The sequence below is a fragment of the Arthrobacter sp. 2RAF6 genome (assembly GCF_052115205.1).
Lineage (GTDB): Bacteria > Actinomycetota > Actinomycetes > Actinomycetales > Micrococcaceae > Arthrobacter.
In genome coordinates this window covers 1-26398 of sequence record NZ_JBFRGF010000041.1, presented here as the reverse complement: position 1 = coordinate 26398, position 26398 = coordinate 1, and the positions used below count along the sequence as shown (strand labels likewise).

The 26398-nt window shown below is 64.6% G+C and carries 26 protein-coding genes and 1 pseudogene; 22 read left to right on the top strand and 5 right to left on the bottom strand.

All coding sequences use genetic code 11. The annotated features are described in order from the left end of the window. Nucleotides 1-38 precede the first annotated feature (38 nt). From AB4Z38_RS21580 to dapF, 5 genes are all read left to right on the top strand, one after another. On the top strand, nucleotides 39-599 hold the full coding sequence (locus tag AB4Z38_RS21580) for a regulatory protein RecX (protein WP_441431595.1): 561 nt from the start codon (nucleotides 39-41) through the stop codon (nucleotides 597-599). Nucleotides 600-728: 129 nt separating this feature from the next. After that, nucleotides 729-1961 carry a lytic transglycosylase domain-containing protein gene (locus AB4Z38_RS21575; RefSeq protein WP_441431594.1) on the top strand — a complete coding sequence of 411 codons (1233 nt, stop codon included), beginning with the start codon at nucleotides 729-731 and terminating at the stop codon, nucleotides 1959-1961. Nucleotides 1962-1983: 22 nt separating this feature from the next. Beyond that, nucleotides 1984-3564: a tRNA (N6-isopentenyl adenosine(37)-C2)-methylthiotransferase MiaB gene (gene miaB, locus AB4Z38_RS21570; RefSeq protein ID WP_441431593.1), complete on the top strand. Its 1581-nt coding sequence runs from the start codon at nucleotides 1984-1986 to the stop codon at nucleotides 3562-3564. A 6-nt stretch (nucleotides 3565-3570) separates the two neighbouring features. Next, nucleotides 3571-4512 (top strand): tRNA (adenosine(37)-N6)-dimethylallyltransferase MiaA, encoded by a 942-nt coding sequence (gene miaA, locus AB4Z38_RS21565; RefSeq protein ID WP_441431592.1) that lies wholly within the window; start codon nucleotides 3571-3573, stop codon nucleotides 4510-4512. Nucleotides 4513-4543: 31 nt separating this feature from the next. Beyond that, complete coding sequence (gene dapF, locus AB4Z38_RS21560; RefSeq protein WP_441431591.1) at nucleotides 4544-5512, top strand: diaminopimelate epimerase; 969 nt, start codon at nucleotides 4544-4546, stop codon at nucleotides 5510-5512. Here dapF and AB4Z38_RS21555 read toward each other — a convergent pair. Beyond that, nucleotides 5493-6107 carry a class I SAM-dependent methyltransferase gene (locus AB4Z38_RS21555; RefSeq protein ID WP_441431590.1) on the bottom strand — a complete coding sequence of 205 codons (615 nt, stop codon included), beginning with the start codon at nucleotides 6105-6107 and terminating at the stop codon, nucleotides 5493-5495. The two genes, dapF and AB4Z38_RS21555, sit on opposite strands and share 20 nt — an antisense overlap. A 386-nt stretch (nucleotides 6108-6493) precedes the next feature. On the opposite strand from AB4Z38_RS21555, the gene hflX reads away from it, so the two are divergent. Next, entirely contained in the window at nucleotides 6494-8056 is a 1563-nt protein-coding gene (hflX, locus tag AB4Z38_RS21550; protein WP_441431589.1) for a GTPase HflX, read from the top strand. Beyond that, the gene (locus tag AB4Z38_RS21545) at nucleotides 8049-10112 is read left to right on the top strand and encodes an ATP-dependent DNA helicase (RefSeq protein WP_441431588.1); all 2064 of its coding nucleotides are present in this window, start codon (nucleotides 8049-8051) and stop codon (nucleotides 10110-10112) included. The genes hflX and AB4Z38_RS21545 overlap by 8 nt, the downstream gene beginning before the upstream one ends. Nucleotides 10113-10140: 28 nt before the next feature. Here the strand turns inward: AB4Z38_RS21545 and lexA are convergent, their stop codons facing one another. Next, nucleotides 10141-10890 carry a transcriptional repressor LexA gene (gene lexA / locus AB4Z38_RS21540; RefSeq protein WP_441431587.1) on the bottom strand — a complete coding sequence of 250 codons (750 nt, stop codon included), beginning with the start codon at nucleotides 10888-10890 and terminating at the stop codon, nucleotides 10141-10143. A 366-nt stretch (nucleotides 10891-11256) separates the two neighbouring features. Here lexA and AB4Z38_RS21535 point away from each other — a divergent pair, with 366 nt between their 5' ends. The 8 genes from AB4Z38_RS21535 (at nucleotide 11257) to AB4Z38_RS21500 (ending at nucleotide 17502) form a co-directional block, all read left to right on the top strand. Beyond that, nucleotides 11257-11616, top strand: coding sequence for a LysM peptidoglycan-binding domain-containing protein (locus AB4Z38_RS21535; RefSeq protein ID WP_441431586.1), 360 nt, complete (start codon nucleotides 11257-11259; stop codon nucleotides 11614-11616). A 91-nt stretch (nucleotides 11617-11707) separates the two neighbouring features. Continuing rightward, nucleotides 11708-12826: a histidinol-phosphate transaminase gene (locus AB4Z38_RS21530; RefSeq protein WP_441431585.1), complete on the top strand. Its 1119-nt coding sequence runs from the start codon at nucleotides 11708-11710 to the stop codon at nucleotides 12824-12826. Nucleotides 12827-12868: 42 nt separating this feature from the next. Further along, nucleotides 12869-13495, top strand: a complete 627-nt coding sequence (gene hisB, locus AB4Z38_RS21525; protein ID WP_234753135.1) for an imidazoleglycerol-phosphate dehydratase HisB — start codon at nucleotides 12869-12871, stop codon at nucleotides 13493-13495. Continuing rightward, complete coding sequence (gene hisH / locus AB4Z38_RS21520) at nucleotides 13492-14247, top strand: imidazole glycerol phosphate synthase subunit HisH (RefSeq protein ID WP_441431584.1); 756 nt, start codon at nucleotides 13492-13494, stop codon at nucleotides 14245-14247. Before hisB ends, hisH begins: the two co-directional genes overlap by 4 nt. Nucleotide 14248: 1 nt before the next feature. Beyond that, entirely contained in the window at nucleotides 14249-14407 is a 159-nt protein-coding gene (locus tag AB4Z38_RS21515) for a hypothetical protein (protein WP_441431583.1), read from the top strand. 62 nt (nucleotides 14408-14469) lie between these two features. Continuing rightward, a complete protein-coding gene (priA, locus tag AB4Z38_RS21510; protein WP_184735761.1) occupies nucleotides 14470-15216 on the top strand; it encodes a bifunctional 1-(5-phosphoribosyl)-5-((5-phosphoribosylamino)methylideneamino)imidazole-4-carboxamide isomerase/phosphoribosylanthranilate isomerase PriA in 747 nt (248 codons plus the stop codon). Beyond that, nucleotides 15216-16112 (top strand): SseB family protein, encoded by an 897-nt coding sequence (locus AB4Z38_RS21505; protein ID WP_441431582.1) that lies wholly within the window; start codon nucleotides 15216-15218, stop codon nucleotides 16110-16112. The genes priA and AB4Z38_RS21505 overlap by 1 nt, the downstream gene beginning before the upstream one ends. Before the next feature lie 58 nt (nucleotides 16113-16170). Further along, entirely contained in the window at nucleotides 16171-17502 is a 1332-nt protein-coding gene (locus tag AB4Z38_RS21500; RefSeq protein ID WP_441431581.1) for an MFS transporter, read from the top strand. 85 nt (nucleotides 17503-17587) lie between these two features. On the opposite strand, the gene AB4Z38_RS21495 is transcribed toward AB4Z38_RS21500, so the two are convergent. Continuing rightward, nucleotides 17588-17974: a DUF1844 domain-containing protein gene (locus tag AB4Z38_RS21495; protein WP_441431580.1), complete on the bottom strand. Its 387-nt coding sequence runs from the start codon at nucleotides 17972-17974 to the stop codon at nucleotides 17588-17590. Nucleotides 17975-18351: 377 nt separating this feature from the next. On the opposite strand from AB4Z38_RS21495, the gene infC reads away from it, so the two are divergent. The 5 genes from infC to AB4Z38_RS21470 all read left to right on the top strand — a co-directional run bounded on the left by infC (nucleotide 18352) and on the right by AB4Z38_RS21470 (nucleotide 22477). Next, a complete protein-coding gene (gene infC / locus AB4Z38_RS21490; protein WP_441431579.1) occupies nucleotides 18352-19425 on the top strand; it encodes a translation initiation factor IF-3 in 1074 nt (357 codons plus the stop codon). 116 nt (nucleotides 19426-19541) lie between these two features. Then, nucleotides 19542-19736 (top strand): 50S ribosomal protein L35, encoded by a 195-nt coding sequence (gene rpmI / locus AB4Z38_RS21485; protein ID WP_059387794.1) that lies wholly within the window; start codon nucleotides 19542-19544, stop codon nucleotides 19734-19736. Between the two features lie 116 nt (nucleotides 19737-19852). Next, entirely contained in the window at nucleotides 19853-20533 is a 681-nt protein-coding gene (rplT, locus tag AB4Z38_RS21480) for a 50S ribosomal protein L20, sunset domain variant (RefSeq protein ID WP_284983908.1), read from the top strand. A gap of 26 nt (nucleotides 20534-20559) precedes the next feature. Then, complete coding sequence (locus tag AB4Z38_RS21475; protein WP_441431578.1) at nucleotides 20560-21456, top strand: TrmH family RNA methyltransferase; 897 nt, start codon at nucleotides 20560-20562, stop codon at nucleotides 21454-21456. Nucleotides 21457-21559: 103 nt separating this feature from the next. Then, on the top strand, nucleotides 21560-22477 hold the full coding sequence (locus AB4Z38_RS21470; RefSeq protein ID WP_441431577.1) for a cation diffusion facilitator family transporter: 918 nt from the start codon (nucleotides 21560-21562) through the stop codon (nucleotides 22475-22477). 16 nt (nucleotides 22478-22493) lie between these two features. Here the strand turns inward: AB4Z38_RS21470 and AB4Z38_RS21465 are convergent, their stop codons facing one another. Further along, the gene (locus AB4Z38_RS21465) at nucleotides 22494-23702 is read right to left on the bottom strand and encodes an MFS transporter (protein ID WP_441431576.1); all 1209 of its coding nucleotides are present in this window, start codon (nucleotides 23700-23702) and stop codon (nucleotides 22494-22496) included. A gap of 146 nt (nucleotides 23703-23848) precedes the next feature. On the opposite strand from AB4Z38_RS21465, the gene AB4Z38_RS21460 reads away from it, so the two are divergent. Next, a complete protein-coding gene (locus AB4Z38_RS21460; RefSeq protein ID WP_441431575.1) occupies nucleotides 23849-24289 on the top strand; it encodes a (deoxy)nucleoside triphosphate pyrophosphohydrolase in 441 nt (146 codons plus the stop codon). Here AB4Z38_RS21460 and AB4Z38_RS21455 read toward each other — a convergent pair. Then, the gene (locus AB4Z38_RS21455; protein WP_441431574.1) at nucleotides 24286-25380 is read right to left on the bottom strand and encodes an Rv2578c family radical SAM protein; all 1095 of its coding nucleotides are present in this window, start codon (nucleotides 25378-25380) and stop codon (nucleotides 24286-24288) included. The genes AB4Z38_RS21460 and AB4Z38_RS21455 overlap by 4 nt on opposite strands. A 340-nt stretch (nucleotides 25381-25720) precedes the next feature. Between AB4Z38_RS21455 and AB4Z38_RS21450 the strand changes: the two are divergent. Continuing rightward, a pseudogene (locus AB4Z38_RS21450) lies at nucleotides 25721-26398 on the top strand (HNH endonuclease signature motif containing protein); the annotation flags it as partial.

Sequence of the window (26398 nt, the reverse complement as noted above, 5' to 3'; positions counted from 1 at the left end):
GCCGCTCCCGGTCCTGGGGTCCGTCTACGGATTCGTCCGTGGCAGCAGATCCTGAAGCCAATCCGGAGGCGGTTGCCCGGGCCATTGTGCTCCGTCAACTGACCAATTCTCCCAAGAGCAGGCTTCAGCTTGCGCGGAAGCTGGCTGAGCGGAACGTGCCGGAAGACGTGGCCGAAGCCGTGCTGGACCGCTTCGAGGAAGTCCGGCTCATTGATGACGCCGATTTCGCCGAGATGTGGGTCCGCGGACGCGCCCAGTCGAGGAAACTCGCGCGGGGTGCCCTGAGGCGCGAATTGGCGGACAAAGGCATCGACGCTGAAACGGCCGAGAAGGCCCTCGCGCAGGTGAGCGATGACGACGAGCGGACCGCGGCCAGGGAGCTGGTCGCGCGACGTCTGAGGGCCGGAACAGACCTTTCCGACAGGACCGAGCGCGACAAGCAAACCCGGCGGCTCGCGTCGATGCTTGCCCGCAAGGGCTACCAGCCATCGGCGGCGTTCCGGATTGTCGGGGAGGTCCTGGACGAAGCCTTGGCAGGGGAGCCGGAGTCCCACCGGGCCGGGGCGCACGGTGCTCCTGAAGCAGGCGACATCGGCTAGGCGGCGTCGTCCGGGAAACTGAGAGCTGCCTGTGAGTATTGTCCCAGGCGGCGGGGTTGGGTGGCTTCTTGGCGGCCGTCGGCTATGGTTCTGGACTAGTGTTCCGAGTCGGGAAGCAGGTCAGATCCAATGAATCCGTTGTCGCTACGGCTTTCGGCAATCATTGTGCCCTTGCTTGTCGCGTCGCTTCTCCAGGCAGGCCCGGCTTCGGCGGACGACGATGCCCCGCCGTCGGGCTATCCGAGCTGGGCGGAGGTACAGCAGGCCCAGGGGAATGAAGCTGCCGCAAGTGCTGAAGTGGACCGCATCAACAAGCTATTGGCCGGCCTTCAACAGAAGTCCGGCGAGCTGGGCGCGGCAGCCATCAAGGCGGGTACTGAGTACGCGAAGGCCCATGACGCGCTGCAGCACCAGCAGGCAGTCACCCAGAAGCTGGCTGAAGCGTCCCAACAAGCCAAGGCAAAAGCGGATTCATTGAAGACGGCCACGTCCTCCCTGGTTGTCAAGGCATACGAGTCTGGCGGTTTCGATCCCGGGCCCTGGTCCCTCGCGAATGCCGCCATCGCACCAGACAACATTCAAAATTTCGCCTTGCTGAACAGGGTCCTCGATCATACGGCGAAGCTGCACGATGATGCCCTGAGCGCTTCCCAGGCATCGGCCGCCGCAACCGCGCAGGAACAAGCTGCCCGCGATGTCTTGGCGCAGTTGGACAGTGACGCCGCGGCAAAGGCCCAGGCCGCAGAGTCTGCCAGGCGCGCCGCGGAAGACAGCGTTGCTGCCACGGACGGCCAGCGAAAGACCATGGTCGCGCAGCTCGCGTCCTTGACCTCCACTTCTGCCGCGGTTGCGCAGAAATACCAGGAAGGCCAGGTAGCGCTTGCCGCCTATCAGGCTGCCCAGGAAGCCAAGAGGGAGGCAGCACAGCGCCAGGCGGACGCGGCTGCAGCGGCAGCGGCGGCCGCAGCTGCCAGTAACCAGCAACCCGTCCAGCCACCGATCAGCAGCGGCGGAGGCGGCGGCTTCGGAGGCGGTGGCGGAGGAAATGTCGTCAACGACCCCGCAGGTGCACGGCAATATGCGTCCTCCCGGCTCGGCGCCTACGGCTGGGGCCAGGACCAAATGCAGTGTCTGTCCCTGCTATGGACCCAGGAATCAAGCTGGATGACAGATGCGACCAATCCCAGCAGCGGCGCCTACGGTGTTGCGCAGGCATTGCCGCCGGACAAGTACTATTCGGCAGGCAGCGACTGGCTCAGCAACTACCGGACCCAGATCGATTGGGGCCTCGGCTATATCCGCGACCGTTACGGTTCCCCCTGCAACGCCTGGCAGCATGAGATGGGCTTCAACTGGTACTAGTCCGAGGGGCTACCCTAGATTGGTGAGTTCCCCTTCCGCAGCACCAGCACCAGCCCCCGTTCAGCAGCCCGTTCCGGCCCCTGTTAGCGAGCCCGCACCCAAGCACGGGGCGAAGCGCACCTACCAGGTCCGCACCTTCGGTTGCCAAATGAATGTCCATGACTCCGAGCGCATGGCAGGACTCCTGGAGGATGCAGGATACGTGCCCTTCGACGGCGGCGTCGCCGACGTCGTGGTCTTCAACACCTGCGCCGTCCGTGAGAACGCCGACAACAAGCTTTACGGCAACCTCGGGGAACTCAAACAGGTCAAGGCCGCCCATCCGGGCATGCAGATCGCCGTGGGCGGATGCCTGGCACAGAAGGACCGCGAAACCATCGTGCGCAAGGCTCCCTGGGTGGATGCCGTGTTCGGGACCCACAACGTGGGGGCGCTCCCGGCTTTGTTGGACAGGGCCCGCCACAACAACGAGGCGCAGCTGGAAATCCTCGAATCGCTGGACGTCTTCCCATCCACTTTGCCCACCAAGCGTGACTCCGTGTACTCGGGATGGGTGTCCATCTCCGTCGGTTGCAACAACACCTGCACCTTCTGTATCGTCCCGTCGCTCCGCGGGAAGGAGAAAGACCGCCGTCCCGGCGAGATCCTGGCCGAAATCCAGGCATTGGTGGACGACGGCGCCGTCGAGGTCACCCTGCTCGGCCAGAACGTGAACTCCTACGGCGTGGAATTCGGGGATCGCTTGGCTTTCTCCAAACTGCTGCGCGCCTGCGGTGGCATCGAGGGCCTCGAGCGTGTCCGCTTCACGAGCCCGCACCCGGCCGCCTTCACCGACGACGTCATCGAGGCGATGGCCGAGACCTCCAACGTCATGCCGCAGTTGCACATGCCTCTCCAGTCCGGCTCGGACAAGGTCCTCAAGGACATGCGCCGCTCGTACCGCTCTACGAAGTTCCTGGGCATCCTGGACAAGGTCCGTGACAAGATTCCCCACGCCGCGATCACCACCGACATCATCGTGGGCTTCCCCGGCGAGACGGAAGAGGACTTCCAGGCAACGCTCGACGTCGTCGAGAAGTCACGCTTCGCGTCGGCCTTCACCTTCCAGTACTCCAAGCGCCCGGGCACCCCGGCCGCGGACCTTCCGGAACAGCTCCCCAAGGCCGTTGTCCAGGAACGCTACGAACGGCTGACCGCCCTCCAGGACCGCATCGCGGCCGAGGAGAACGCGAAACAGCTCGGACGCCGGGTTGAACTCCTGGTCACGGCCCAGTCCGGACGCAAGGCCGGGGAGACGCATCGCCTGTCCGGACGCTCCCAGGACCAGCGGCTGGTCCACTTCTCCGTGCCCGAAGGCGCAGAGAGCCCACGGCCTGGCGACTTCGTCACCGTGACGATCACCGGGGCCGCTGCCTTCCACCTCGTCTCCGATCCGGCGACGACGGCGGACTACAGCTTGAGGCGCTCCCGTGCCGGCGACGCTTGGGATCGCTCGCAGGCCGATTCCTGCGGCGCTCCGGTACCGGGTGCCGCGGGCGCCGGGTCCACCAGTCCAAAGGGCGTCTCACTCGGCATGCCCTCGCTCCCTGTACGACGCGGCTAGTCCGACATGACAGCAGTACCGGCCGGATCAGCGGATCCGAATCCGCCCGTGATCGCCGTCGTCGGACCCACCGGTTCCGGCAAGTCCGATCTCGCCGTCCAACTCGCCCTTGCGATCGACGGCGAGGTCATCAACGCCGATGCCATGCAGTTCTACCGCGGAATGGACATCGGCACGGCCAAAATCAGCGTCGCCGAACGCAGGGGAGTACCCCACCACCTCCTGGACACGATGGATGTCACCGAGGAAGCCAGCGTCTCCGCTTTCCAGGCCGACTGCCGCGCCGCCATCCGTGATATTCATCGCCGCGGGAAGCGTGCCATCCTGGTGGGCGGTTCCGGCCTTTACGTCCGGGCGGCGTTGGATGTCCTGGAATTTCCCGGCACGGACCCTGGCGTACGGCAGCGGTTGGAGCGGGAGCACGAAACATCCGGTCTTCCAGGCCTCCAGGAGCGACTGCAAGACGTCGACCCCGTTTCTGCCGGAAGGCTCGAGGACGCCCGCCGCGTCATCCGCGCGTTGGAAGTCTTCGAGCTCACGGGGCGTCCGTTCAGCTCCTTCATGCCGAAGCGCGAGTACTTCCAGCCGGCCGTGCAGATAGGGCTCGACGTCGACCGCGGAGTACTGCGCGAGCGATTGGCCGAGCGCGTCCTGGGGATGGTCGACGCGGGACTTCTTGAAGAGGTCGCGCGGCTGGACGCTGCCGGACTGCGGCAAGGGAAGACCGCATCGCGGGCGCTCGGATATGCCCAGTTCCTGCGGGTCCTCGACGGCGAGTCCGACACTGCTACCGCGGCCGAAGAAACCATCGTGGCCACCCGGCAATTCGCGCGCCGCCAGCTCACCTGGTTCCGGGCCGACCCCCGGATCCACTGGCTTGACTGGCAGGATCCGGATTTGGTGGCCAAAGCCGCAGAAATCTGCGCGAGCCCGGCGTCGATGATTTAGGCGCAACCCCCAGTGCAGGTAGCCTTGAGCCATGGATGAAACCCTTGCATTTTCCGCCCCGCAGCCTGCCGCTGCCGGCGGTGCCGTACCCGCCTCCGGTCTTCACGGACTGTCTTTCTCCAAGGGGCACGGTACGGGCAACGACTTCGTCCTCATCGCGGACCCCGAAGACGCGCACCAGATCTCGCCTGAGCAGGTCGCAGCGCTTTGTGACCGTCATCTGGGCATCGGTGGAGACGGGCTCATCCGGGCAGTCCCTTCGCGATTCCTGCCCGAAGGCCTCCAGCTGCTCGAAGCAGACTCCGATGCCGAGTGGTTCATGGATTACCGGAACGGCGACGGTTCGTTGTCTGAGATGTGCGGCAACGGCGTCCGGGTCTTCGTCCAATTCCTGATCGAGCAGGGTCTTGTCACCCTCAACGCCGGTGAATCGCTGACCATCGGGACGCGCGGCGGCATCAAGAAGATCGTGCGGACCTCTGACGGCTATGCAGTGGACATGGGTCCTTGGGAGTTCATTTTCCCCAAGGATGCCACCAGCAAGGCCATGGACTCCCTCGTCAGCGCCGACGGACTGGAAGTCGCCCGGCCAGCCCTTTCCGTCAGCATGGGCAATCCGCACACCGTAGTGGCGTTGGCCGAACTTTCGGAGCTCAAATCCACGCAGCTCTTCAAGGCGCCCGTCGTCGATCCCAAGCCGGCCAACGGCACCAACGTCGAATTCGTGGTTCCCGCGGAGCCCCTCGTTCACGACGGCGTAGGCAACATCACCATGCGGGTCCACGAACGCGGCGTCGGTGAGACCCAATCGTGCGGCACCGGTGCCTGCGCGGCCGCCGTCGCCATCCGCCACTGGGCCGGGGAAGGCGCTCCCGACACGTGGCGCGTCAAGGTGCCGGGCGGCGTCGTCGGCGTGCGCTTCTTCCCGGGAGAAAGCGGCCGTGAACATGTTGAGCTCAGCGGCCCGGCCGTGATTGTCGCTAGCGGGACGCTTTCCTGATTCGCAGCACGCGGAAGGATTTCGACGTACTTTCCCGGGATACCGAGAAGGAACCGTCGAGGCTATCGGCCAGCCAGCGCTGAAGCGAGTCCGCTCCAAGGTTTTTCTGCACCACAAGCCAGGCGTTTCCACCCGGAGCGAGCCGCGGCAGCCACTTGAGCAGCAGGTTGTGGAGTTCATCCTTGCCGATGCGGATGGGCGGGTTTGACCAGATAGTGTCGAACGTCAGGGCGGGGTCGACGTCGTCGGGCAGGCTAGCTGTGACATTCCCGAGCTCCAGCAGGGCGGCATTCTCGTTGGTCAAGGTGACGCAGCGCTCGTTGACATCAACGGCGTGGACGCGCGCGTGCGGAGCCATGAGCCCCATCGTCAACGCAATGGGACCCCAGCCGCAGCCGATGTCGAGCAGATTTCCCTGCGGGGCCGGCGGTGGAACCTCGGAGAGCAGGATCGCAGTTCCCTTGTCGATCCCGTCGGGGCTGAAGATGCCGCCCGATGTCTGGAGCCGGCGGGTCGCGCCGGCCAGTTCCACCGTGAGGGACTTGCGGGTGAACGGCCCCGCGGGCTGTGCGCTGAAATAGTGAGCAGACTCCATAGCTTGCCAGATTAGTGGCCAGCAGCGGGCAAGGGAAACCGCGCACCGTGACAACCAGGCCCAACGCGGGCTTGACGGGGTCTGATAGTGTGATCTCCATGTTCTTGATCTTTGAGTAGCCGGCACCGCCCGCGACGCAGGCCTGCTTCATGTGCAGCGCCATTCCGCCTTGGCATGTCCGTTCCAGTCGTTGCTTCTTGACGCTGGACACTCAGCAGATCGTCCCCCTCCCTCCTGGGATCCGTGCACGCAATCCGCGCAGCCCGTTCCGGATGGAGGTCCCAGACCGTCGGCAGAGCCTTGCCAGGCATCAGCCCTGCGCGAATTCCGCGCCATAAGACCCGAATCGGCACTATTCTGGAAGTGCCGAACCCCTAAAGGAGACCATGACCACGCAGAAGAACACCGGACCCGATTCCGACGCCCAGGACATGAGTCCTGAAGAAATCCAGGCTGTCATCGACCGGATTCTCTCCAAGGACGCACCTGCCATAGTTCAGGACCGCGACGAACCCCGGGGCGTGTTTGGCAAGGCCCAGGCGATTTCCCGCCTGGACGAAGAGCACAGCATCTACGACGGCGATCAAGTGGATCTGGCCGAGCGCCGGGCCTTGGGCCGTACCGCGGGCCTGTCCACGGAACTTGAAGATGTCACCGAGGTCGAATACCGGCAGCTGCGCCTTGAGCGCGTCGTGCTGGCAGGCCTCTGGACCGAAGGCACGCTGGCCGACGCCGAGAATTCCCTGAGGGAACTCGCCGCCTTGGCCGAAACGGCCGGCTCGGAAGTCCTGGACGGGATCGTCCAGCGCCGCATGAAGCCGGACCCCGGCACGTTCCTTGGCTCAGGAAAAGCCATCGAGCTCAAGGACATCGTGATGTCCACCGGCGCGGACACCGTGGTGGTCGACGCCGAACTGGCGCCGTCCCAGCGGCGTGGCCTTGAGGACATCGTCAAGGTCAAGGTAGTGGACCGCACCACGTTGATCCTCGACATCTTCGCGCAGCATGCCAAGAGCCGCGAAGGCAAAGCCCAGGTTGAGCTGGCACAGCTGGAATACCTGTTGCCGCGCCTGCGTGGCTGGGGCGATTCCATGTCCCGCCAGGCCGGTGGCCAGGTGGGTGGTGCCGGCGCAGGCATGGGTTCCCGTGGTCCTGGCGAAACCAAGATCGAACTGGACCGCCGTCGAATCCGCACACGCATGGCCAAGCTGCGGCGTGAAATCGCCGCGATGAAGCCATCGCGCGAGACCAAGCGGGCTAACCGCCGTCGTAATGCCGTTCCTTCGGTCGCCATCGCCGGTTACACGAACGCCGGAAAATCGTCATTGCTCAACCGTCTGACGGATGCCGGCGTCCTCGTGGAGAACGCTTTGTTCGCCACCCTGGATCCCACGGTCCGGAAGGCCCAGACTCCCGACGGGATCGGCTACACGCTCTCGGACACCGTCGGCTTCGTGCGTTCGATGCCTACCCAGCTCGTGGAGGCTTTCCGCTCCACGCTGGAAGAGGTGGCCGACGCCGATCTCATCCTCCACGTGGTGGACGTTTCGCATCCCGATCCGGAAGGCCAGATCGCGGCCGTCCGCACGGTGTTCAGCGAAGTGGATGCCCGGAAGATCCCGGAAATCATTGTCCTGAACAAGGCAGACGCCGCGGATCCGTTTGTCGTGGAGCGGCTCAAGCAGAAAGAGCCCCGCCATGTCGTCGTGTCGACCCGCACCGGACAAGGCATTGCCGAGCTCCTTGGAGCCATCAGCGAGGCCATCCCGCGTCCTGGTGTGCGCCTTGAAGTTCTGATTCCGTACAACCGGGGTGAGCTGATCAACAAGCTGCACAACACCGACGCCGAAATCCTGAGCCTTGAGCATGAGGAGGAAGGCACGCGCGTGGTGGCCATGGTCCATGAGAACCTGGCAGCCGAGTTGGAGTCGTTCGTCAGCAATGGTTGATCCAGAGATGGGGGAGCGCGGCGAGACCGTGGGGGAACGGACCGCCCTCGAACTCCTGGACAAAGCCGTTGCCGGTATGGGCGGCCAGAACCGCACCGGCCAACACCAGATGGCCAGGCAGGTGGCGCGGGCGATCGAGACCGGTGAACACCTCCTGGTCCAGGCGGGCACGGGCACGGGCAAGTCGCTCGCGTACCTGATTCCGCTGATTGCGCACGCGATGGAGAGCAACAAGCCCACGCTCGTGTCCACGGCCACCCTCGCCCTTCAGACGCAGATCGTGGGCCGGGATCTGCCCCGGCTCCTGGAAACGATCAATCCGGAGCTGGAGCGCCCGGTCAGCATCGCCCTGGTCAAGGGCCGGGCCAACTATGTGTGCCGGCACAAGCTCGAGGGCGGGTTCCCTAGCGAGGAGCCTGCCGAGGGGCAGTTGTTCTCCCTCGGTGAGGACACGAGCGTTCCGCATCTCGCCGCAGCCATCGGCGGGCCTGCCTCCCAGCTCGGCAAGGAAGTCCTGCGGTTGCGTGAGTGGGCCGGGAAGACGGCGACGGGGGACCGGGACGAACTCATGCCGGGTGTGACGGACCGGGCGTGGCGCCAGGTATCAGTCACGTCCATGGAGTGCCTCGGGGCGCAGAAGTGCCCGATGGCGGAGGAATGCTTCAGCGAGCTCGCCCGGCACCGTGCCGCGGAGTCCGACGTCGTGGTCACTAATCACGCGATGCTCGCAGTCAGCGCCTTCGAAGGCCTGGCGGTGCTGCCCGAATACGACATCGTCGTGGTGGACGAGGCCCACGAGCTCCAGGACCGCGTGACCGGTGCTGTGTCCGGGCAGCTGTCGGTGGCGATGATCCATGCCGCGGCGTCGAGTGCCCGCAAACACACTGCCATCACCGTGGACGCGCTGAACGCGGCTGCGGACCGCCTGGAACTCGCGATCATCGGAGCGCCCTCCGGCCTCCTGCCCAACGGGCTCAATGACGAACAACTGGATTGCGTGGACCAGCTCCGGGAAGCCTGCCGTGCAGCCCTTTCCGATTCGAAGGGCGACTCGTCCAACGCGGTCGACGGCGGGCGCCAGCTCGCGCGCTCACGGCTGATGTTGATCCTCGAACTATGCGAACGGTTGCTCTCAGCCCGGGAAAACCGGGAAGTCGTCTGGCTCTCCAGGAACAGTACCTTCGATCCGCAGCAGGGCTACACGGCGCCCGACGAGGACTCGCCTGCGCTCATCAATATCGCGCCGCTCAGCGTCGCCGGACGCCTCCGGGAAGGGCTCTTCGCGGGCCATACCGTGGTGTTGACCTCTGCCACCCTGGCTATCGGCTCTGCATTCGAGGCCACGGCCGGAGGACTGGGCCTGACTGGCCAAGGCGCCCCCAGCTGGACCGGCGTGGATGTAGGCTCTCCCTTCGACTATCCCAAGCAGGGCATGCTGTACGTCGCCAAGCACCTGCCTAAGCCGGGGCGCGGCACCTCGCCCGAGGCGCTTGACGAACTTGAAGAGCTCATCAAGGCCTCGCACGGCGGAGCCTTGTGCCTCTTCTCTTCCCGACGTGCGGCGGAGGACGCGGCGGAAGCGATGCGGTCACGCCTGGACGTGGACATCCTGTGCCAAGGCGAATCGACCATGGCGGCGTTGGTCAGGCAGTTTGCCGAGGAGGAAGACACGTGCCTGTTCGGCACCATGTCCCTTTGGCAAGGCGTTGACGTTCCAGGCGGTTCATGCCGGCTGGTAGTGATTGACCGGATCCCGTTCCCTCGTCCGGACGATCCCCTGATGACGGCACGGTCCCGCGCGGTGGCGCAGGCCGGTGGCAACGGTTTCATGGCAGTTTCGGCGACGCACGCCGCCATCCGGCTAGCCCAAGGGGCCGGCCGTCTCATCCGCTCAACGGGGGACAAAGGCGTCGTGGCAGTCCTGGATTCACGGCTTTCGACGGAGCGCTACGGCAATTTTCTCCGGGCAGCGTTGCCGCCCTTCTGGCCCACCACGGACCGTTCAATAGTGCGCGGTGCGCTCGAACGGCTTTATGCCGAGTCCGCCAAGGCTTAATACGGGCTCGTCCTAAAGCGGGGGCGAACTAAAGTGAGCGCAGGACCGAGACGACCTTGCCCATGATCGTGGCATGGTCTCCCAGGATGGGCTCGTACTGCGTGTTCTGGGGGAGCAGCCACGTATGGCCGTCGCGCTGCCGGAAGGTCTTGACGGTGGCTTCGTCGTCCAGGAGTGCGGCCACGATGTCGCCGTTGAGGGCGTCGTTTTGACGCCGTACCACCACCCAGTCCCCATCGCAGATAGCCGCGTCGATCATGGAATCGCCGGCGACCTTCAGCATGAAGAGCTCGCCATGGCCCACCAGCTGGCGGGGCAGCGGCAGGACGTCTTCGACGGTCTGGTCCGCCAGGATAGGTCCACCGGCAGCAATGCGCCCGACGAGGGGAACCATGGCCGTGTCACTTGCACTCGCAAGTTCCGTGACGGCCATGCCGCCGGCGCTGCGGAGTTTCGCCGGCGCGTCAACGCCGGGTATGACGGAGCCGCCGTCCAGGGTCAACGGCATGAGGACTTCCATTGCACGCGGGCGCTTGGGATCGCGACGAAGATAGCCAAGCTTCTCGAGCTGTGACAACTGGTGCGTGACGCTGGACAAGCTGGCCAAGCCAACCGTGTCCCCGATTTCGCGCATCGACGGCGGATAGCCATGATCGTTCACCGAACGTTGGATGGTCTCCAGGATCTTCTTCTGGCGGACAGTCAGGCTCTTGGGTGTCTTCTGCGGCTGCTGGCTCCGCGCTGAAGCCGACCCGCTGCCAGTGGCTTTCGCTGCCATGTTCGCCAACGCCCTTCCGTTCCGCCCGTGCGGCGCTGAGGCCTTGCCGGGACTGTCGGCCTGAAATGTCAGACCCTCCTGTTGCACTGATTCAGTGCTCGTTCCTTCACTCAAACGTAGGGCAGGCACAGGCGTTTATCAAACATTTGTTCTAGCGAGTCTCGACATCATTCGTTGATAAGTGCTAAAAATGTCATAGCAAGGTTCGAATATGTGTTCTATAAAAGTGGCGCAGGATCCGGGTGTTCGTTCGAATCGTTCGAACAGAACAACGAACAGCCATCCTGCAAGCACTGACTGAAGGCAAGAATTGGCAGCCGCAACCAGAGATTCCGGAACGCGGCATTGTTCAGAAGGGCTCAGCTCATGTCCGCAATCACCATCACCCACAGGTCCGGCCGCAGTACGGCACCGGGTCGGCTTCGCCTGACCCGCCGGGGCCGCATGGTCTTCTTCGGCATCCCGGCAATGCTCTTGGTCGCAGTGCTGCTCAGCCTGGCGGGATTCCTGAATTCGCCGGCCAAGGCTGCTGATTCCGCCGCCGAGCTGCAGCCCACCTCCAGTACGAGCGTCACGGTGCAAGTCGGCCAGTCCTTGTGGGGGATTGCGGGAACCGCCGCGCCTTCCCGGGACCCACGAGACGTCGTTGCCGAGATTATCCAGCTGAACAACCTTCAGGACGGCCGCATCGTGCCGGGCCAGCAGCTGTTTATTCCGTCCACCTGACAGCAACCTTGACCGGGCTGACAGCTCGCCTGAACGGCCGCCGGGTCGTCACAGTTTCAGTGCATCCACCGCGGCGCCTTAAACTGTCATGGTGAGTGACCAGCTTGAGCGACTTGACCGACTTCCCCTCCGGACCAACCTCCGCGGCCTGAGCCCGTATGGCGCGCCGCAGCTTGATGTTCCGATTTTGCTCAACGTCAACGAAAACACGCATGGCGTACCGGCCGATGTCCAGGCGGCCATCACCGAAGCGGTTGCGGCAGCCGCCGTTGGACTGAACCGCTATCCCGACCGGGAATTCACTGAACTCCGCGAGGCCCTTGCGGAATACCTCGGCCACGACCTTGCGGCCGAGAACATCTGGGCAGCCAACGGCTCCAATGAAGTACTGCAGCAGATCCTCCAGGTTTTCGGCGGCCCCGGCCGGACCGCGCTCGGGTTCCCGCCCACGTATTCCATGTACCCGTTGCTGGCCAGCGGAACCGACACTGCATACATCGCTGGAGTTCGCGCTGAAGACTATGGACTCGATGCGACCTCGGCCGCCGCGCAGGTCCGCGAACTCAAGCCGAACGTCGTGTTCCTCTGCTCCCCGAACAATCCCACCGGCACGGGACTTGGCCTGGACGTCGTCGAAGCCGTTTACGAAGCCGGCGAGGCGAGCCAGACGGTGGTGATCGTCGACGAGGCCTACCACGAGTTCGCCCACGACAACACGCCAAGTGCGTTGACGCTGCTCCCCGGCCGGGAGCGGCTCATTGTCTCCCGGACCATGAGCAAGGCCTTCGCCCTCGCCGGTGCACGCATCGGCTACATGGCAGCTGCTCCCGAGGTCGCCGATGCGATCCGCTTGGTCCGCCTTCCGTATCACCTCTCCGCCATCACCCAGGCAACCGCGCTGGCGGCCCTCCGGCACCGCGAGGCCCTCATGGCCGACGTCGAGGACATCAAGGTCCAGCGCGACCGCATTGTCAGCGAGTTGACCCGAATGGGCTTCAAGCCCGCCGCCTCGGATTCGAATTATGTGTTCTTCGGCGGAATCGAAAACCCCCATGCCATGTGGCAAGGCCTGCTGGAGCGCGGAGTCCTGATCCGCGACGTCGGCATACCGGGCCACCTCCGGGTCACCGCCGGTACGGAGCCTGAGACCACGGCCTTCCTTGAGGCGCTCGAAGCCTTGCTGGACGGCCAGGTCTCCGCACCGGCCTAGACTTGAACAAGTCCCACCACTCCTTCCTCCTAAGGATCATCAATGAGCGAAAACGGCGCCAGCACGGCGGCCGCCCGGACAGCACGCATGGAACGCACCACCAGCGAGTCCTCCGTCCTGGTTGAAATCAACCTCGACGGGACGGGAGTCTCGGATATCAGTACCTCGGTGCCGTTCTATGACCACATGCTGACTGCGCTCTGCAAGCATTCGCTCATCGACATGACCGTCAAGGCGACCGGAGACACCCACATCGACGCCCACCACACCGTGGAGGATGTCGCTATCACCTTCGGTGAGGTCCTGCGCACCGCCTTGGGTAACAAAGCCGGCATCCGTCGCTTCGGCGAGGCCACGGTCCCGTTGGATGAAGCGCTGGCCCACGCCGTCGTCGACGTCTCCGGACGCCCTTACCTCGTTCACGGCGGTGAGCCCGCCGGCCAGGAATACCACCTGATCGGTGGACACTTCACCGGTTCGCTGACACGCCACGTGTTTGAGGCCATCACCCTGCACGCCGGCATCTGCCTTCACATGAATGTCCTGGCGGGCCGCGATCCCCACCACATCGTGGAGGCCCAGTTCAAGGCGTTCGCCCGTGCGCTCCGTTCCGCCGTTGAGTCCGACCCCCGCGTCGAAGGCATTCCGTCCACCAAAGGCGCCTTGTGAGTGCGCACATCCTCAAGGACGGCGCTGTCGTGGATCCGAAGGCCGCCAGCCGCATTGTCTCGCCTGAAGGAAAACCGACAGTAACGGTCCTTGACTACGGCTCGGGCAATGTCCGCTCGGCGGTCCGGGCGCTTGAGCGTGCTGGAGCAGCAGTCACGTTGAGCGCCAAGCCCGAAGATGTCCTGAACGCTGACGGGCTCCTGGTCCCCGGCGTCGGCGCCTTCGAAACAGTGATGCGCGAACTCAAGGCAGTCGACGCCATCCGGATGATCGGCCGCCGCGTTGCCGGGGGCCGGCCCGTCCTGGGCATCTGCGTCGGGCTCCAGGTCCTGTTCGAGGCCGGAGTGGAGCACGGTACCGAGGCCGAAGGCATGGGCGAGTGGCCAGGCAAGGTGGAACTCCTCCCTGCGCCCGTTGTCCCGCACATGGGCTGGAACACCGTGGACGTGCCTGAAGGCTCAAAGCTGTTCGCCGGCGTCGAGCACGAACGTTTCTATTTCGTGCACTCGTACGGCGTGCAGAAGTGGGAATTCGACGTCGTCCAGCCCCGCATGGCCCCGCCGAAGGTGACCTGGTCCGAGCACGGCGCCCCCTTCATCGCCGCCGTGGAGAACGGTCCGTTGTGCGCCACGCAATTCCACCCCGAGAAGTCGGGCGACGCCGGAGCCCGGCTCCTGCGAAACTGGGTTGAGGGCTTGCGCCCGCAAGCAAAAATCCAGCCGCAGGCGACCGAGGCCGGAGGCGCTGCCTAATATGTGGTCCGTTATCTTCATGGGCGCGGCCGGGCTACTGGTTGGCGGCGGAATCTCCTTCCACCAGCAGAAGCGTCCCGTCTGGGTCTCCATTTCGTTCTACGTCCTGGCCGGCCTGGCTCTGCTGGCGGCCTACCTCTTCACGCTGCCTGCCAAATGACTTTGCCTGCCAATTAGCTCGGCGGGCAACTGACGCCCGTCTCCACAACACCGAGGACTTCAATGACCACCGCCTCCGAACTGCCTGTTCTGGAACTCCTGCCCGCCGTCGACATCGTGGACGGCCAGGCTGTCCGTCTCCTTCAGGGAGAAGCCGGCTCCGAGACCAGCTACGGCACCCCGCTGGAAGCTGCACTGAACTGGCAGAACGCCGGAGCCGAATGGGTACACATGGTGGACCTTGACGCCGCCTTCGGCCGCGGCAACAATGCCGACCTCATCAGCGAGGTCGTCTCGCAGCTGAACGTCAAGGTGGAGCTCTCCGGCGGACTGCGCGACGACGAATCCCTCGAGCGCGCACTTGAGCTCGGCGTCGCCCGCGTGAACCTCGGAACCGCCGCATTGGAGAACCCGGAGTGGACCCGCCGGGCCATCGACCGCTTCGGTGACAAGATCGCCGTCGGGCTCGACGTCCGCGGCACAACGCTCGCGGGCCGTGGCTGGACCAAGGAGGGCGGGGATCTCTGGGAGGTGCTGGCCCGCCTTGAGGACGCCGGTTGTGCCCGTTACGTGGTCACCGACGTCACGAAGGACGGAACGCTGCAGGGTCCCAACGTCGAGCTGTTGCGCCAGATGGTCGAAAAGACCGGCAAGCCCGTCGTTGCGTCGGGCGGCATCTCGAGCCTCGAGGACCTGCGCGTCCTGCGCGAACTCGTACCGCTCGGGGTCGAAGGAGCGATCGTCGGCAAGGCGCTGTACGCCGGTGCCTTCACGCTCCCGGAAGCCCTGGACGTCGCCGGCCGCCGCTGATGTCGCAGGAACCACAGTACCCGGCTGCTGACAAGGCTCCGGCACCCCGGCAGTTGCCCGGGCATATCGCTGCGGCCCTGGCGGGAGCCGGGGGAGCTGGTGATTCTGCAGGCCGGCCCTGGGCGGGCCGCGACCTGAGCGGAGATGCCGCCAAGATCCATAATTTCGAAGACGACGACGGAACGGCCGACGCCGGGTACCTCGCCGCCGTCGCGGCCTTGCTCGCCGGTACCGGCAGCGAGGCCGGTGTGGTGGCTTCGCTGGCAACCGCCAGGGTCTTTGTCCCGGTGGTGGCCCAGCTCGCTGAGGAAGCCGAAGGCGTGGACGGCCTCCATGCCGACAAGCAGGCCGACATGGCGCTTGTGACACTGAAAGCGCCGGATGGGCGCACGGCCATGCCCGTGTTCACCTCGGCTGCCGCCCTTGAAGCATGGCATCCGCAGGCCCGTCCCGTCGCCGTTTATGCGGCCCGGGCGGCGTTGTCTGCCGTGTCAGAGGGAGCCCAGCTGCTCGTCCTGGATCCCGGTTCGGATGTCACCTTCGTGGTGCGCCGGCCTGCCATGTGGTCACTGGCACAGCAGCGCGATTGGACGCCGTCGTACCTTGATGATGAACTGGAGGCTGCTCTCAATTCCTTGGCAGAGACGTACCCGGCCGTGCGGCGCCTGGAGATGCGGCCAGGATCGGGGATGGCTTCGCGCACGGCTGATGGATCGGCCATGGCCGGCGGGGGAGCCGGGCCTGAATTGCGCGTGGTGCTATACCTCGAAGACGGCCTGGACGCCGCCGCGGTCCAGGATCTCGTCTCCGGGCTGAACGGACGTTGGGCGCAGAACGAATTGTTCGCCGAGCGGGTTGACTCGATCGAGGTCAGCTTGCAGCGGGCGGCACAGTAGCCGAAGGCACAGGGGGAACGTCCTTGTCCTGCCCTCGGCAGAACAGAGGATGTATCTCGTGAATTTCTCTCTCTACCGGGAGATGCTTTCCATCACGTCCGTGCGGCGTCTCCTGCTGGTGGGCATGGTCGCCCGCATACCGCACTCGGCGGCGGGAGTTCTGCTCACCCTGCACATCGTGCTGACCCTGGGCAAGGGATACGCCGCCGCCGGTGCTGCGGCCGCGGTATTCACCATCGGCATCGCGATTGGCGCCCCGTGGCGAGGACGGCGCGTGGACACTGTCGGCCTGCGCAGGGCGCTTGTTCCTTCGGTGGTGTCTGAGCTGGTGATTTGGTCCGTGGTCCCGCACGTCAGCTACGAATGGATCCTTCCGCTTGTCTTCGTCGGGGGCCTGTTGACGTTGCCGATCTTCAGCGTCATCCGGCAATCCCTCGGTGTGCTGGTTGATGGCGAGCAGCGGCGTTCGGCCTACGCCTTGGACTCCATCGGCACCGAAGTGGTCTTCATGATCGGCCCCGCGGTGGGCGCGGTTGTGGCTACCAGCGGGTTCACGGTCCTCGGCCTGACCATCGTGGGTGTATGCACCTCGGCGGCCGGTCTCTTCCTGCTTTGGTTCAACCCGCCCACCCGCAGCGAGGGCGTCCTGGATGCCGGCCAGACCGCCGACCGGGATGCCGATGAGCTCCATGCGGCCGAAGCCGCAGTGGTCGCCTCGGCGCCGGCCCATCTCCAGGAAGCCGCTTCAGAGATGGCTCCGACGGTCTCGCAAGCTTCCGGGCTGCGGGGAAAGATGGCCCGGAACTTCACATGGTTCACCGCGGCGGTAGCCGCCGTGTTTGCCGTCGCCGCAGGATCCGGCATGGTACTGAGCGGCACCGACGTCGGAATCGTCGCGGTGTTGCAGCGCGGCGGGCACGAGAGCGAGATCGGAATTGTCTTCTTCTTCTGGTGTGCCTCTTCGGTAGTCGGCGGGCTCATCTACGGCGCCATGCACAAGCCCGTCTCACCGATCCTGCTCCTGCTGGGCATGGCGGCCCTGACCATCCCGATGGGCTTCGCAGGGGACACTTGGACCCTTGCTTTGTTGTCCCTGCTCCCCGGCCTGCTCTGCGCGCCGGTGTTGTCCGCGGCTTCGGAAAGGGTCGCCGATATCGTGGATGAGGACCGGCGCGGCGAGGCAATGGGCTGGTATGGCTCGGCTCTCACGGCAGGCGTGGCTTTCGGTTCGCCGGTCGCGGGGCTCTTTATCGACGGCGTGGGGCCGTGGGCAGGCTTCGTCGCTATCGGGACGGCGGGAGTGGTGCTGTGCCTTGCCGGGCTGTTCCTCCAGCTGCGTCGGCGCCGGATCATGACCACCACCCAGGCCGGTGCGGATCCCGCCAACTGAGTTGCGCCTAAGCCGCCAGGATACGATCACGGCGGGCCGGCCAAAGAGGCCAGCCCGCCGTCGCGGTCGTACGGGTAGTCCGGGGTCAGTTGACCGGGCCGGTGAATTTTTCGCCCGGGCCTTTGCCAGGCTCGTCCGGGATAAGGGAAGCTTCGCGGAACGCAAGCTGCAGGGAACGGAGGCCATCGCGCAAGGGGCCGGCATGCTGCGAGCCGATTTCCGGTGCGGCGGCGGTGACCAGGCCGGCCAAAGCGGTGATCAGTTTGCGGGCTTCGTCCAGGTCCTTGAGCTCCTCGGCCTCGGGGTCGTCGGCCAGGCCCACCTTGACGGCCGCTGCGCTCATGAGGTGAACGGCGCCGGTGGTGATGACCTCAACAGCCGGAACTTCCGAAATGTCGCGGATCTGCTGGCCTACTCCGGCGTCGGTGCCGGCGGGCTCGTGGTCGAGGGAATTGCTGTCTGAAGTGCTCATGCTGGTAAGCTTGTCACAGACCGACTGGAAGTTGCCATTTTCCATGGCACACGCAGCGCTCGGCCACCCATCGTTAATGTGCGGTTGGTTGCCGATTTCTGTAGAATTGATTTTCAGTTTGCAAGCGGAGTTCTCTCCCACCCGCGTCAGCCGTTTCCCTTCGGGGATGTAAGTTGCCGGGTACCTGGTCGGACGCCGTTCAAGGTCAGCCTTGGATGGTGCGAACGCCCCATTAAGGGGCCGTATCCGATCTTCGAGGCCTTCGATTGCGCCAGCAATTGGGGGCCTTCTCTATTTGCCGGTGGAATACTCATCACAACAACAGGAGCTTTGACATTAGCGAGCCAAGAATCAATGAGCGTATCCGCGTCCCCGAGGTGCGTTTGGTCGGCCCTGCCGGCGAACAGGTTGGAATCGTCCGTATTGAGGACGCCCTGCGTCTGGCTGCCGAGGCTGACCTGGATCTCGTTGAAGTTGCACCGCAGGCGAAGCCTCCGGTGTGCAAGCTGATGGACTTCGGCAAGTACAAGTACGAAGCCGCTGTCAAAGCCCGTGAGGCCCGCAAGAACCAGACCAACACGGTTCTCAAGGAAATCCGCTTCCGCCTGAAGATCGACACCCACGACTACGAGACCAAGCGCGGCCATGCGCTTCGCTTCCTGGGTGCCGGCGACAAGGTAAAGGCCATGATCCAGTTCCGTGGACGCGAGCAGCAGCGCCCTGAAATGGGCATCCGCCTGTTGCAGCGCTTCGCTGAGGACGTTGCCGAAGTTGGCGTGATTGAGTCCAGCCCGCGCATCGATGGCCGCAACATGGTCATGGTGATTGGTCCGTTGAAGAACAAGGCAGAGGCCAAGGCCGAGGCCCGCCGTGCGGCGCAGCGTGCAGAAGCCAAAGCCCAGAATGAAGCCAAGGCAGCAGGCCGGATTGACGTTTCAGGCGAGGATGCTCCCTTGACCCAGTCACTCGCGGACTTGCTCCCGGCGGAACTCTTGACTCAGGTTGGGGAAACCCAGGCCGAGGAAACCGCGCCCGACGCCGTTGAGGCGGAGGCTGCCGAAATCGAAGAGGCTCCGGTCGCTGAGGAATCGGTTGTCGAAAAGGCTCCCGTGGTTGAAGCAGCTCCGGTTGTCGAAAAGGCTCCCGTGGTTGAAGCAGCCCCGGTTGTCGAAAAGGCTCCCGTGGTTGAAGCAGCCCCGGTTGTCGAAAAGGCTCCCGTGGTTGAAGCAGCTCCGGTTGCGGCGCCGGTAAAGGCACCGGCACCGGCGAAGACACCGGCGCCCGTAAAGGCTCCTGAGCAGGTAGTTTCCAAGCCTGTTGTACCGGCCGCCCTCAAGCCTGCTGCTACACCAGTACCGAAACCGATGGCGAAGCCCGCGGTTCCGAAGCCTGCAGCTCGGCCGGCAGCCCCCAAGGCCGCTCCGAAGCCAGCGGCACGCAAGACCAACTAGTCACGCCGCAGGAGGCATCCCCTCCGCCCGGCACGAAAGCAGCAGCCGCCCCTATGGGGAAGCTGCACGAAAGAACTGCAGACCCAGTCTGCGGACACGTAAGGAGATCGGTTCCCATGCCGAAGATGAAGACCCACAGTGGTGCTAAGAAGCGCTTCAAGCTGACCGGTACCGGCAAGCTGAAGCGTCAGCAGGCCAACCGCCGCCACTACCTGGAGCACAAGTCCTCCACGCTGACCCGTCGCCTTGCCGGCGACAAGATCGTCTTCAAGGGCGATGCCAAGGTCATCAAGAAGATGCTCGGCGTCTAAGTTCCAAGTTTTCTGGTTGCTGCCATCCGGTAGCTGCCGACTACACCAAAGCCTTCTCAGGCCGGCCGGTTTCCGGCAGTAGCAGCTTGGGATAAGAATTTTGAAGGAGTACGCACGTGGCACGTGTGAAGCGGGCGGTAAACGCCCACAAGAAGCGTCGGGTTGTCCTTGAACGGGCCAAGGGTTACCGCGGTCAGCGGTCTCGCCTGTACCGCAAGGCAAAAGAGCAGCTGCTGCACTCGTTTGTGTACAGCTACGGCGACCGCCGCAAGAAGAAGGGCGACTTCCGTCGCCTCTGGATCCAGCGTATCAACGCTGCATCCCGCGCCAACGGCCTGACCTACAACCGTCTGATCCAGGGCCTGAAGGCCGCTGAGGTCGAGGTTGACCGCCGTATGCTGGCTGAGCTGGCCGTTTCCGACGCCAACGCTTTCGCCGCGCTGGTCAAGGTTGCCAAGGACTCCCTGCCTGCCGACACGTCCGCTCCGGCCGCCAAGGCCGAGGCCGCTCCGAAGGCTGCCGCCAAGGCTGCTCCGGCTGCTAAGACCGCTACTGCGGTCAAGGCATCGGTTTCCGAGAAGCCGGCCATCGAAGGCGCTGTTGTTGCCGTTGAGGGCGAAGCTGCACCGGAAGGCCACGCCATCAAGGGCAACGCCGAGTCCAACAAGTACCACGTTCCGGGTTCCACCTGGTACGACGTCACTGTTGCCGAATACTGGTTCTCCACCGTTGAGGCCGCAAAGGCTGCAGGCTTTGAGCCTGCCGGCGGCGAAGCCCGCCAGCAGATCAAGAACTAGCCGCAACTGCCACTAAAGTTCTGTATATGAACGAAACCGGGCGCCCGCAAGAACTTCCGATGTCCAATCCCCGAGCCGATCGGGTCAGGGATGTCGCAAAGCTTGCAGGGCGCCCGGCCCGTTTAAAGCGCGGCCGGTTCCTCGCGGAAGGCCCCCAGGCCGTTCGCGAGGCGCTGGTCCTGCACCGGGAGCGGACTGCGGCGGGGAAGCCCGGCGTCGTACACGAAGTCTTCGCGAGCGAAAGCTGCCTGGACCGGCTCCCTGAACTGGCCGAGCTCGCCGACGGCGTTGCCTTGCGGCTCGCGAATGACGATGTCCTGGCCGCCATGGCGGACACCGTCAATCCCCAGGGGATTGTGGCCGTCTGCGGTTTTGTGGACGTCAGCCTTGAATCAGTGCTCGACGCCGGGCCGCGGCTGATCGCCGTCATGTGCCAGGTGCGGGATCCCGGCAACGCCGGAACGGTGCTTCGGGCCGCTGATGCGGCCGGTGCGGATGCGGTGGTCTTGACGGCCTCCAGCGTTGACATTTACAACCCGAAGGCTGTGCGGTCCACGGCAGGTTCGCTCTTCCACCTGCCGGTTGTCCTGGGTGCGGACGTCGAGGAGCTCGCGGCCCTCTGCAAGGATCGCGGCATCGGGATTCTCGCAGCGGACGGTTACGGCACCCTCAATCTGGACAAACTTCAGGACGAGAACGCGGCACGCCGCCTGGGTGCGTCGGCAGCACCTTCCGCGTACGCACTCGAAGCCCCGACGGCCTGGCTGTTCGGTAATGAGGCGCAAGGACTTTCAGACTCCGAGCTGGCCCTTGCCGACCATCGTGTCGCAGTGCCCGTCTATGGTTCGGCGGAAAGCCTGAACCTCGGCACAGCCGCCACTGTCTGCCTCTACGCCAGCGCGCGCTCCCAGCACGCCTCCTGACGATTTCTCAACAGGTACGGTATTGCTTGCAGGGACGCAACCCCGCGGTCCGTTCCGGCCGATTCACTGACATCCCCTGAACCGAAGAAGAAGTGGAGCTTTCGTGGCTGCAAATGGCGGTACCAAGGCAATCGTGGCGGCATTGAGTGCCAACCTGGCGATCGCTGTGCTCAAATTCGTCGCATTCGTCCTGACGATGTCGTCGTCCATGTTGGCCGAGGCAATCCACTCCGTAGCCGACTCCGGCAACCAATTGCTCCTCCTTCTCGGCGGGAAGCGGGCGCAGCGGGCCGCAAGTCCCGAACACCCGTTCGGCTATGGCCGTGAGCGCTACATCTACGCCTTCATCGTCTCGATCGTGCTGTTCAGCGTTGGCGGCCTCTTCGCGCTCTACGAATCCTGGGAGAAGTTCCAGCACCCCCATGGCATTGAAGGGGATTTCTGGTGGGTGCCGCTCGCCGTGCTGTTCGGAGCCATTGTGGCGGAATCCTTCTCGTTCCGCACCGCAATCCACGAATCCAACCCCTTGCGCGGCAAACAAAGCTGGATCAAGTTCATCCGCAACGCCAAGCAACCCGAGCTGCCCGTGATCCTCCTGGAGGACTTCGGAGCCCTCTTGGGCCTCGTTTTCGCGCTGTTCGGCGTGAGCCTGACCCTCATCACGGGCAATGGTTTGTGGGACGCCGCGGGCACAGGAATGATCGGCCTGCTTCTTGTGGGAATCGCCGTGGTGCTCGCGGTGGAAACCAAGTCTTTGCTGCTCGGCGAATCGGCCACCAAAGAGGACAACGCGCGCATCACGGAAGCCATTGAGTCCGATGGCACGCGCATCATCCACCTCAAGACCATGCACCTGGGCCCGGAGGAGTTGCTTGTCGCCGCGAAGATCAGTGTGGGTGCGGCAGAGACCGGTCAGGCGATTGCCAAAGCGATCGACGCCGCCGAACTCAGGATCCGCACCGCGGTACCGATCGCCCGGGTCATCTACCTGGAGCCCGACGTCGAGCGGGTCCAGGTCTAAGCAGGCGAAGGCAACACTATGCCGCCAACGGCCGCTTGCGCTCCAACCAGCCGCTGACGCCCGCGACGCCGAGCCCCAGGACTGCCAGGACAGCTCCCACGAGGGCAGGGGCGACGTATCCCCAGCCCCAGGCGATGACCACGCCGCCGAGGAACGCGCCAAGGGCGTTGGCGATGTTGAGGGCGGAGTGGTTGAGCGAAGAGGCCAGGGACGGGGCGTCCGGCGAAGCGTCGAGAAGGCGCGTCTGCAAGGGCGGAATAAGCATGGAGCCGATACCGCCCACAATGAAGACCATGATGAATGCCGACCACGCCCAGTGGGCCGCGACGGCGTAGGCCACCAGCGCCAAGGCGATGAGGGGAAGGACCCGGTAGATGGTTCCCATGACCGACTTGTCGGCGATGCGGCCGCCCAGGATATTGCCTGCCACCATGCCGAGTCCGTAGAGGGCGACTACGAGAGGTATCAGCGCCTCCGGGATGCCGGCCACGGACGTCATGGTGTGGGAGATGTACGTGTACGTGGCGAAGAAGCCGCCGAAACCGATGATTCCGATCAGCAGTGCCAGCCACACCTGGATGCGTTTGAGGGCACCAAGTTCCCGGCGGATGCTTGCCTCGGGATGGGCAGGCTCAAAGGGGACAAACTTCCACAGCAACACAGTGGTGGCCAGGCCGATCATGCCCACCACGACGAAGAGCAGGCGCCACCCGAATGTCTGGCCCAGCCACGTAGCCGCGGGAACGCCGATGACATTGGAGACGGTAAGTCCGCCCATGACCATCGAAATCGCCCAACCGCGCTTGGTGGGAGCAACCAGGCTGGCTGCAATGACCGCGGCGATCCCGAAGAAGGCCCCGTGCGGCAGTCCCGAGGCAAACCTCGTGATCACCATGGTTCCGTAGTCCGGTGCGATGAAGGACGTCAGGTTTGCTATGGAAAGGAACAGCATGAGTCCCAAGGCAAGTTGCTTGCGGGGGAGCCGGGCGCCGAGCGCCGCGAAGATCGGCGCACCTACCACGACACCCAAAGCGTAGGCGGAGATCAGGTTCCCGGCCTCGGGCGTGCTGATATTGAGTCCCTGCTCGATCTCCTTGAGCAAGCCCATCATGGTGAACTCCGTGGTTCCGATGGCGAATCCGCCCATGGCAAGGGCGAAGATCGCCAGCGCCACGTGCCGGCTTCCGGTCTTTTGGGAGGTCCTGGTGACAGCGGTAGTGGTCATCGTCCTGTTTCTTGGGGGCGAGCGGGAAGCCACTCGAAGGGAATAAAGCCGACTTTCAAGCTTAGTGCGAGTCTCCGGCGAATGTCCCTGAATGTGACAACTTCCATAGGCGGGGGTGATGACCTGACGGCCAATAGACTGTTGCGGTGACTGGACTGATAAGCGTGGCGGGCGCCGCCGTCGTCGATTCCCTTGAAAACCCGAAGCGGTTGCTGGCCGCAAGACGCAGCGCCCCGCCGCAATTCGCGGGAATGTGGGAGTTCCCGGGCGGCAAGCTGGAGGCAGGGGAGTCCTTCGAAGACGCGCTGCGCCGCGAGCTGCTCGAGGAACTCGGGATCACTGTCCGGCTCGGGGCCGAAGTGGAGCCGGACGCAGGCGCCGCTTGGTCCCTGAACGAACGGGCCGTCATGAGGGTATGGTTCGCCGAACTGCTTGACGGCGAACCACGTCCGCTCCAAGACCACGATGAACTCCGGTGGGTTCCGCTTGGCAATTCTGACGAGGCGTTCACCTTGCCGTGGATTCCGGCTGACCTGCCGATTGTCCGTGCACTACTGGAACGGGTGGCCTCAGGCCTGCTTGGCTAGAAAAGAGTCGACTGGCCGGTTGTTGGAAAGGAAGCCGGTGGGAGGGAAACCGACGTCTCCTTGTCCGCTGTCGCGTTCCTGTGGCTGAAACCGCTGCTCCCGGAAAAGCCGTGACTGGCCTTGAAGTAGTTGATGCGGCCACTCAGCCAGGTCCTGTATTCCTTCGAAGCGTACGAGCCTTGGCCGTAAAGGCGCCGGTACTTGCCGACGAGGCCGGGGTGATGTGCAGCCAGCCATTGCATGAACCATTCGCGCGTGCCCGGCTTCAGGTACAACGCCCCGGCCGTCACGCCAGTGGCACCGGCCTCGGACAGGGCGGTAAAGAGCGACTCCAGGGCGTCCTCACTGTCCGTCAACCACGGCAGGATGGGCATGGCCATGACACCACAAGGCAGCCCGGCCTCGCGCAGCCGGCGGATGAGCTTGAGCCTGGCGCGCGGCGCGGGCGTGCCCGGTTCCACTGCCGAGGCCAGTGTTTCGTCAGTCATGGCCAGCGAGATACCCAGATCCACGGGCACTTGGCTGGAGGCGTGCTTGAGGAGGGGGATGTCCCGGCCCAGGAGGGTGCCCTTGGTGAGGATGGAGAACGGAGTACCGGAATCGGCCAGGGCCCGGATGATCCCCGGCATCAGCTGGTAGCGGCCCTCCGCCCGCTGGTACGGATCCGTGTTTGTGCCCAGGGCCACATGATGGTGGCCCCACGATGGTTTGGAGAGTTCCTTGCGCAGGACCTCTGCGGCGTTGATCTTCACTATCACTTGGGAATCGAAATCGTGTCCGGCGTCGAACTCCAGGTAGGTGTGGCTCTTGCGTGCAAAGCAGTAGACGCAGGCGTGGCTGCATCCGCGATATGGGTTGATCGTCCATTCGAACGGCATCTGGGAACCGGACGCCACCTTGTTGAGCACCGATTTGGCGGTGACCTCATGAAAGGTGACTCCGGAGAATTCGGGGGTTGAGACGGAACGCACAAGCCCGGCCAGCGGCAGCAGTGCGTCCGTTGCTGGGGCGGCTCCGGACAGAATGCTGTCGCTGTTGTCTCCGGGTGCCGGACCACGTTGTGGTGAAAGTGCTTGTGCGTCCCATCTCATGGCCTCCATTCGAATATATGTTCGAACGATTGTCAAGGCTTCGCGCTGACTCATGAAGGCGCCGCGTAGCGAATCAGTTTCGGCAGCCTGTCCCGCACTGAACCGGGAGCGGCGAACAGACCTCGACAATGTTTAGACCTTACGAGGGCAGGCCACTCGAGGTTCAGCGCACCTGGGGGTTCTGGGTAGACCTTCGGGGAGGAGGCCGCCGGAGGTTCGAGCGTCCGTTTTCTCGTGAAGAAGCTGGGTGCCGGCACCCGGAGAGCGCCTTCTTTCAGGGTTTTCGATCCAAGCGGTTCCTGGAGTTAATAATGTCGGTGCCTCCTGCGATGCTGTGGGTATGGATCAGAACACGGCGTGGACTGCGGAGAGCAGGGCGGCGGCGGCAGTTGCCGCGTCCACTGCTGTCCTTGATTCCCTCGCCGGTGCCGGTGTGGGCCGTTCTGATCCGCGCGTCGTCGATTCATTGGACCTCGCTTTTCTGGCTGGCGCAGATGCTTTGGATTGCGCTAATCCGTTGCGGGAGCTGGCGGATTCCTGCCTGGACGGCCTGGCGGAAGTGGCCCGGCTGGAGGCCCGGACCGCCGCGCTGAAGGCGACACTGGCCGCGGACTACGTCCACGCGGCCAGGGCCCTGGCCCCGCCGGCGTCCTCACCGCAGGAGTCCACCGCACACGAGCTGGCCCTGCTCGCGGAGGTGGCCTGCGTCCTGACCGTCAGCGAACGAACCGCCGGGGCCTTCCTGGCCGACGCCCAGGCCCTGACCATGGGCCTGCCCCTGACCCTGGCGGCCCTGCAGTCCGGAACGATCTCCTGGCAACACGCCCGGATCATCATCGACGAAACCGGCAGCCTGGACCCCGCCGCCACAGCCGGCCTGGAAGCACACTTCCTGGACCCCGACGCACCCAACCCCGCCCGCGGCTGCCCGGCCGGGGACCTCGTCCCGTCCCGGTTCCGGGCCAAAGCACGCACCTGGCGCGAACGCCACCACCCGGTCAGCATCGAAGAACGCCAC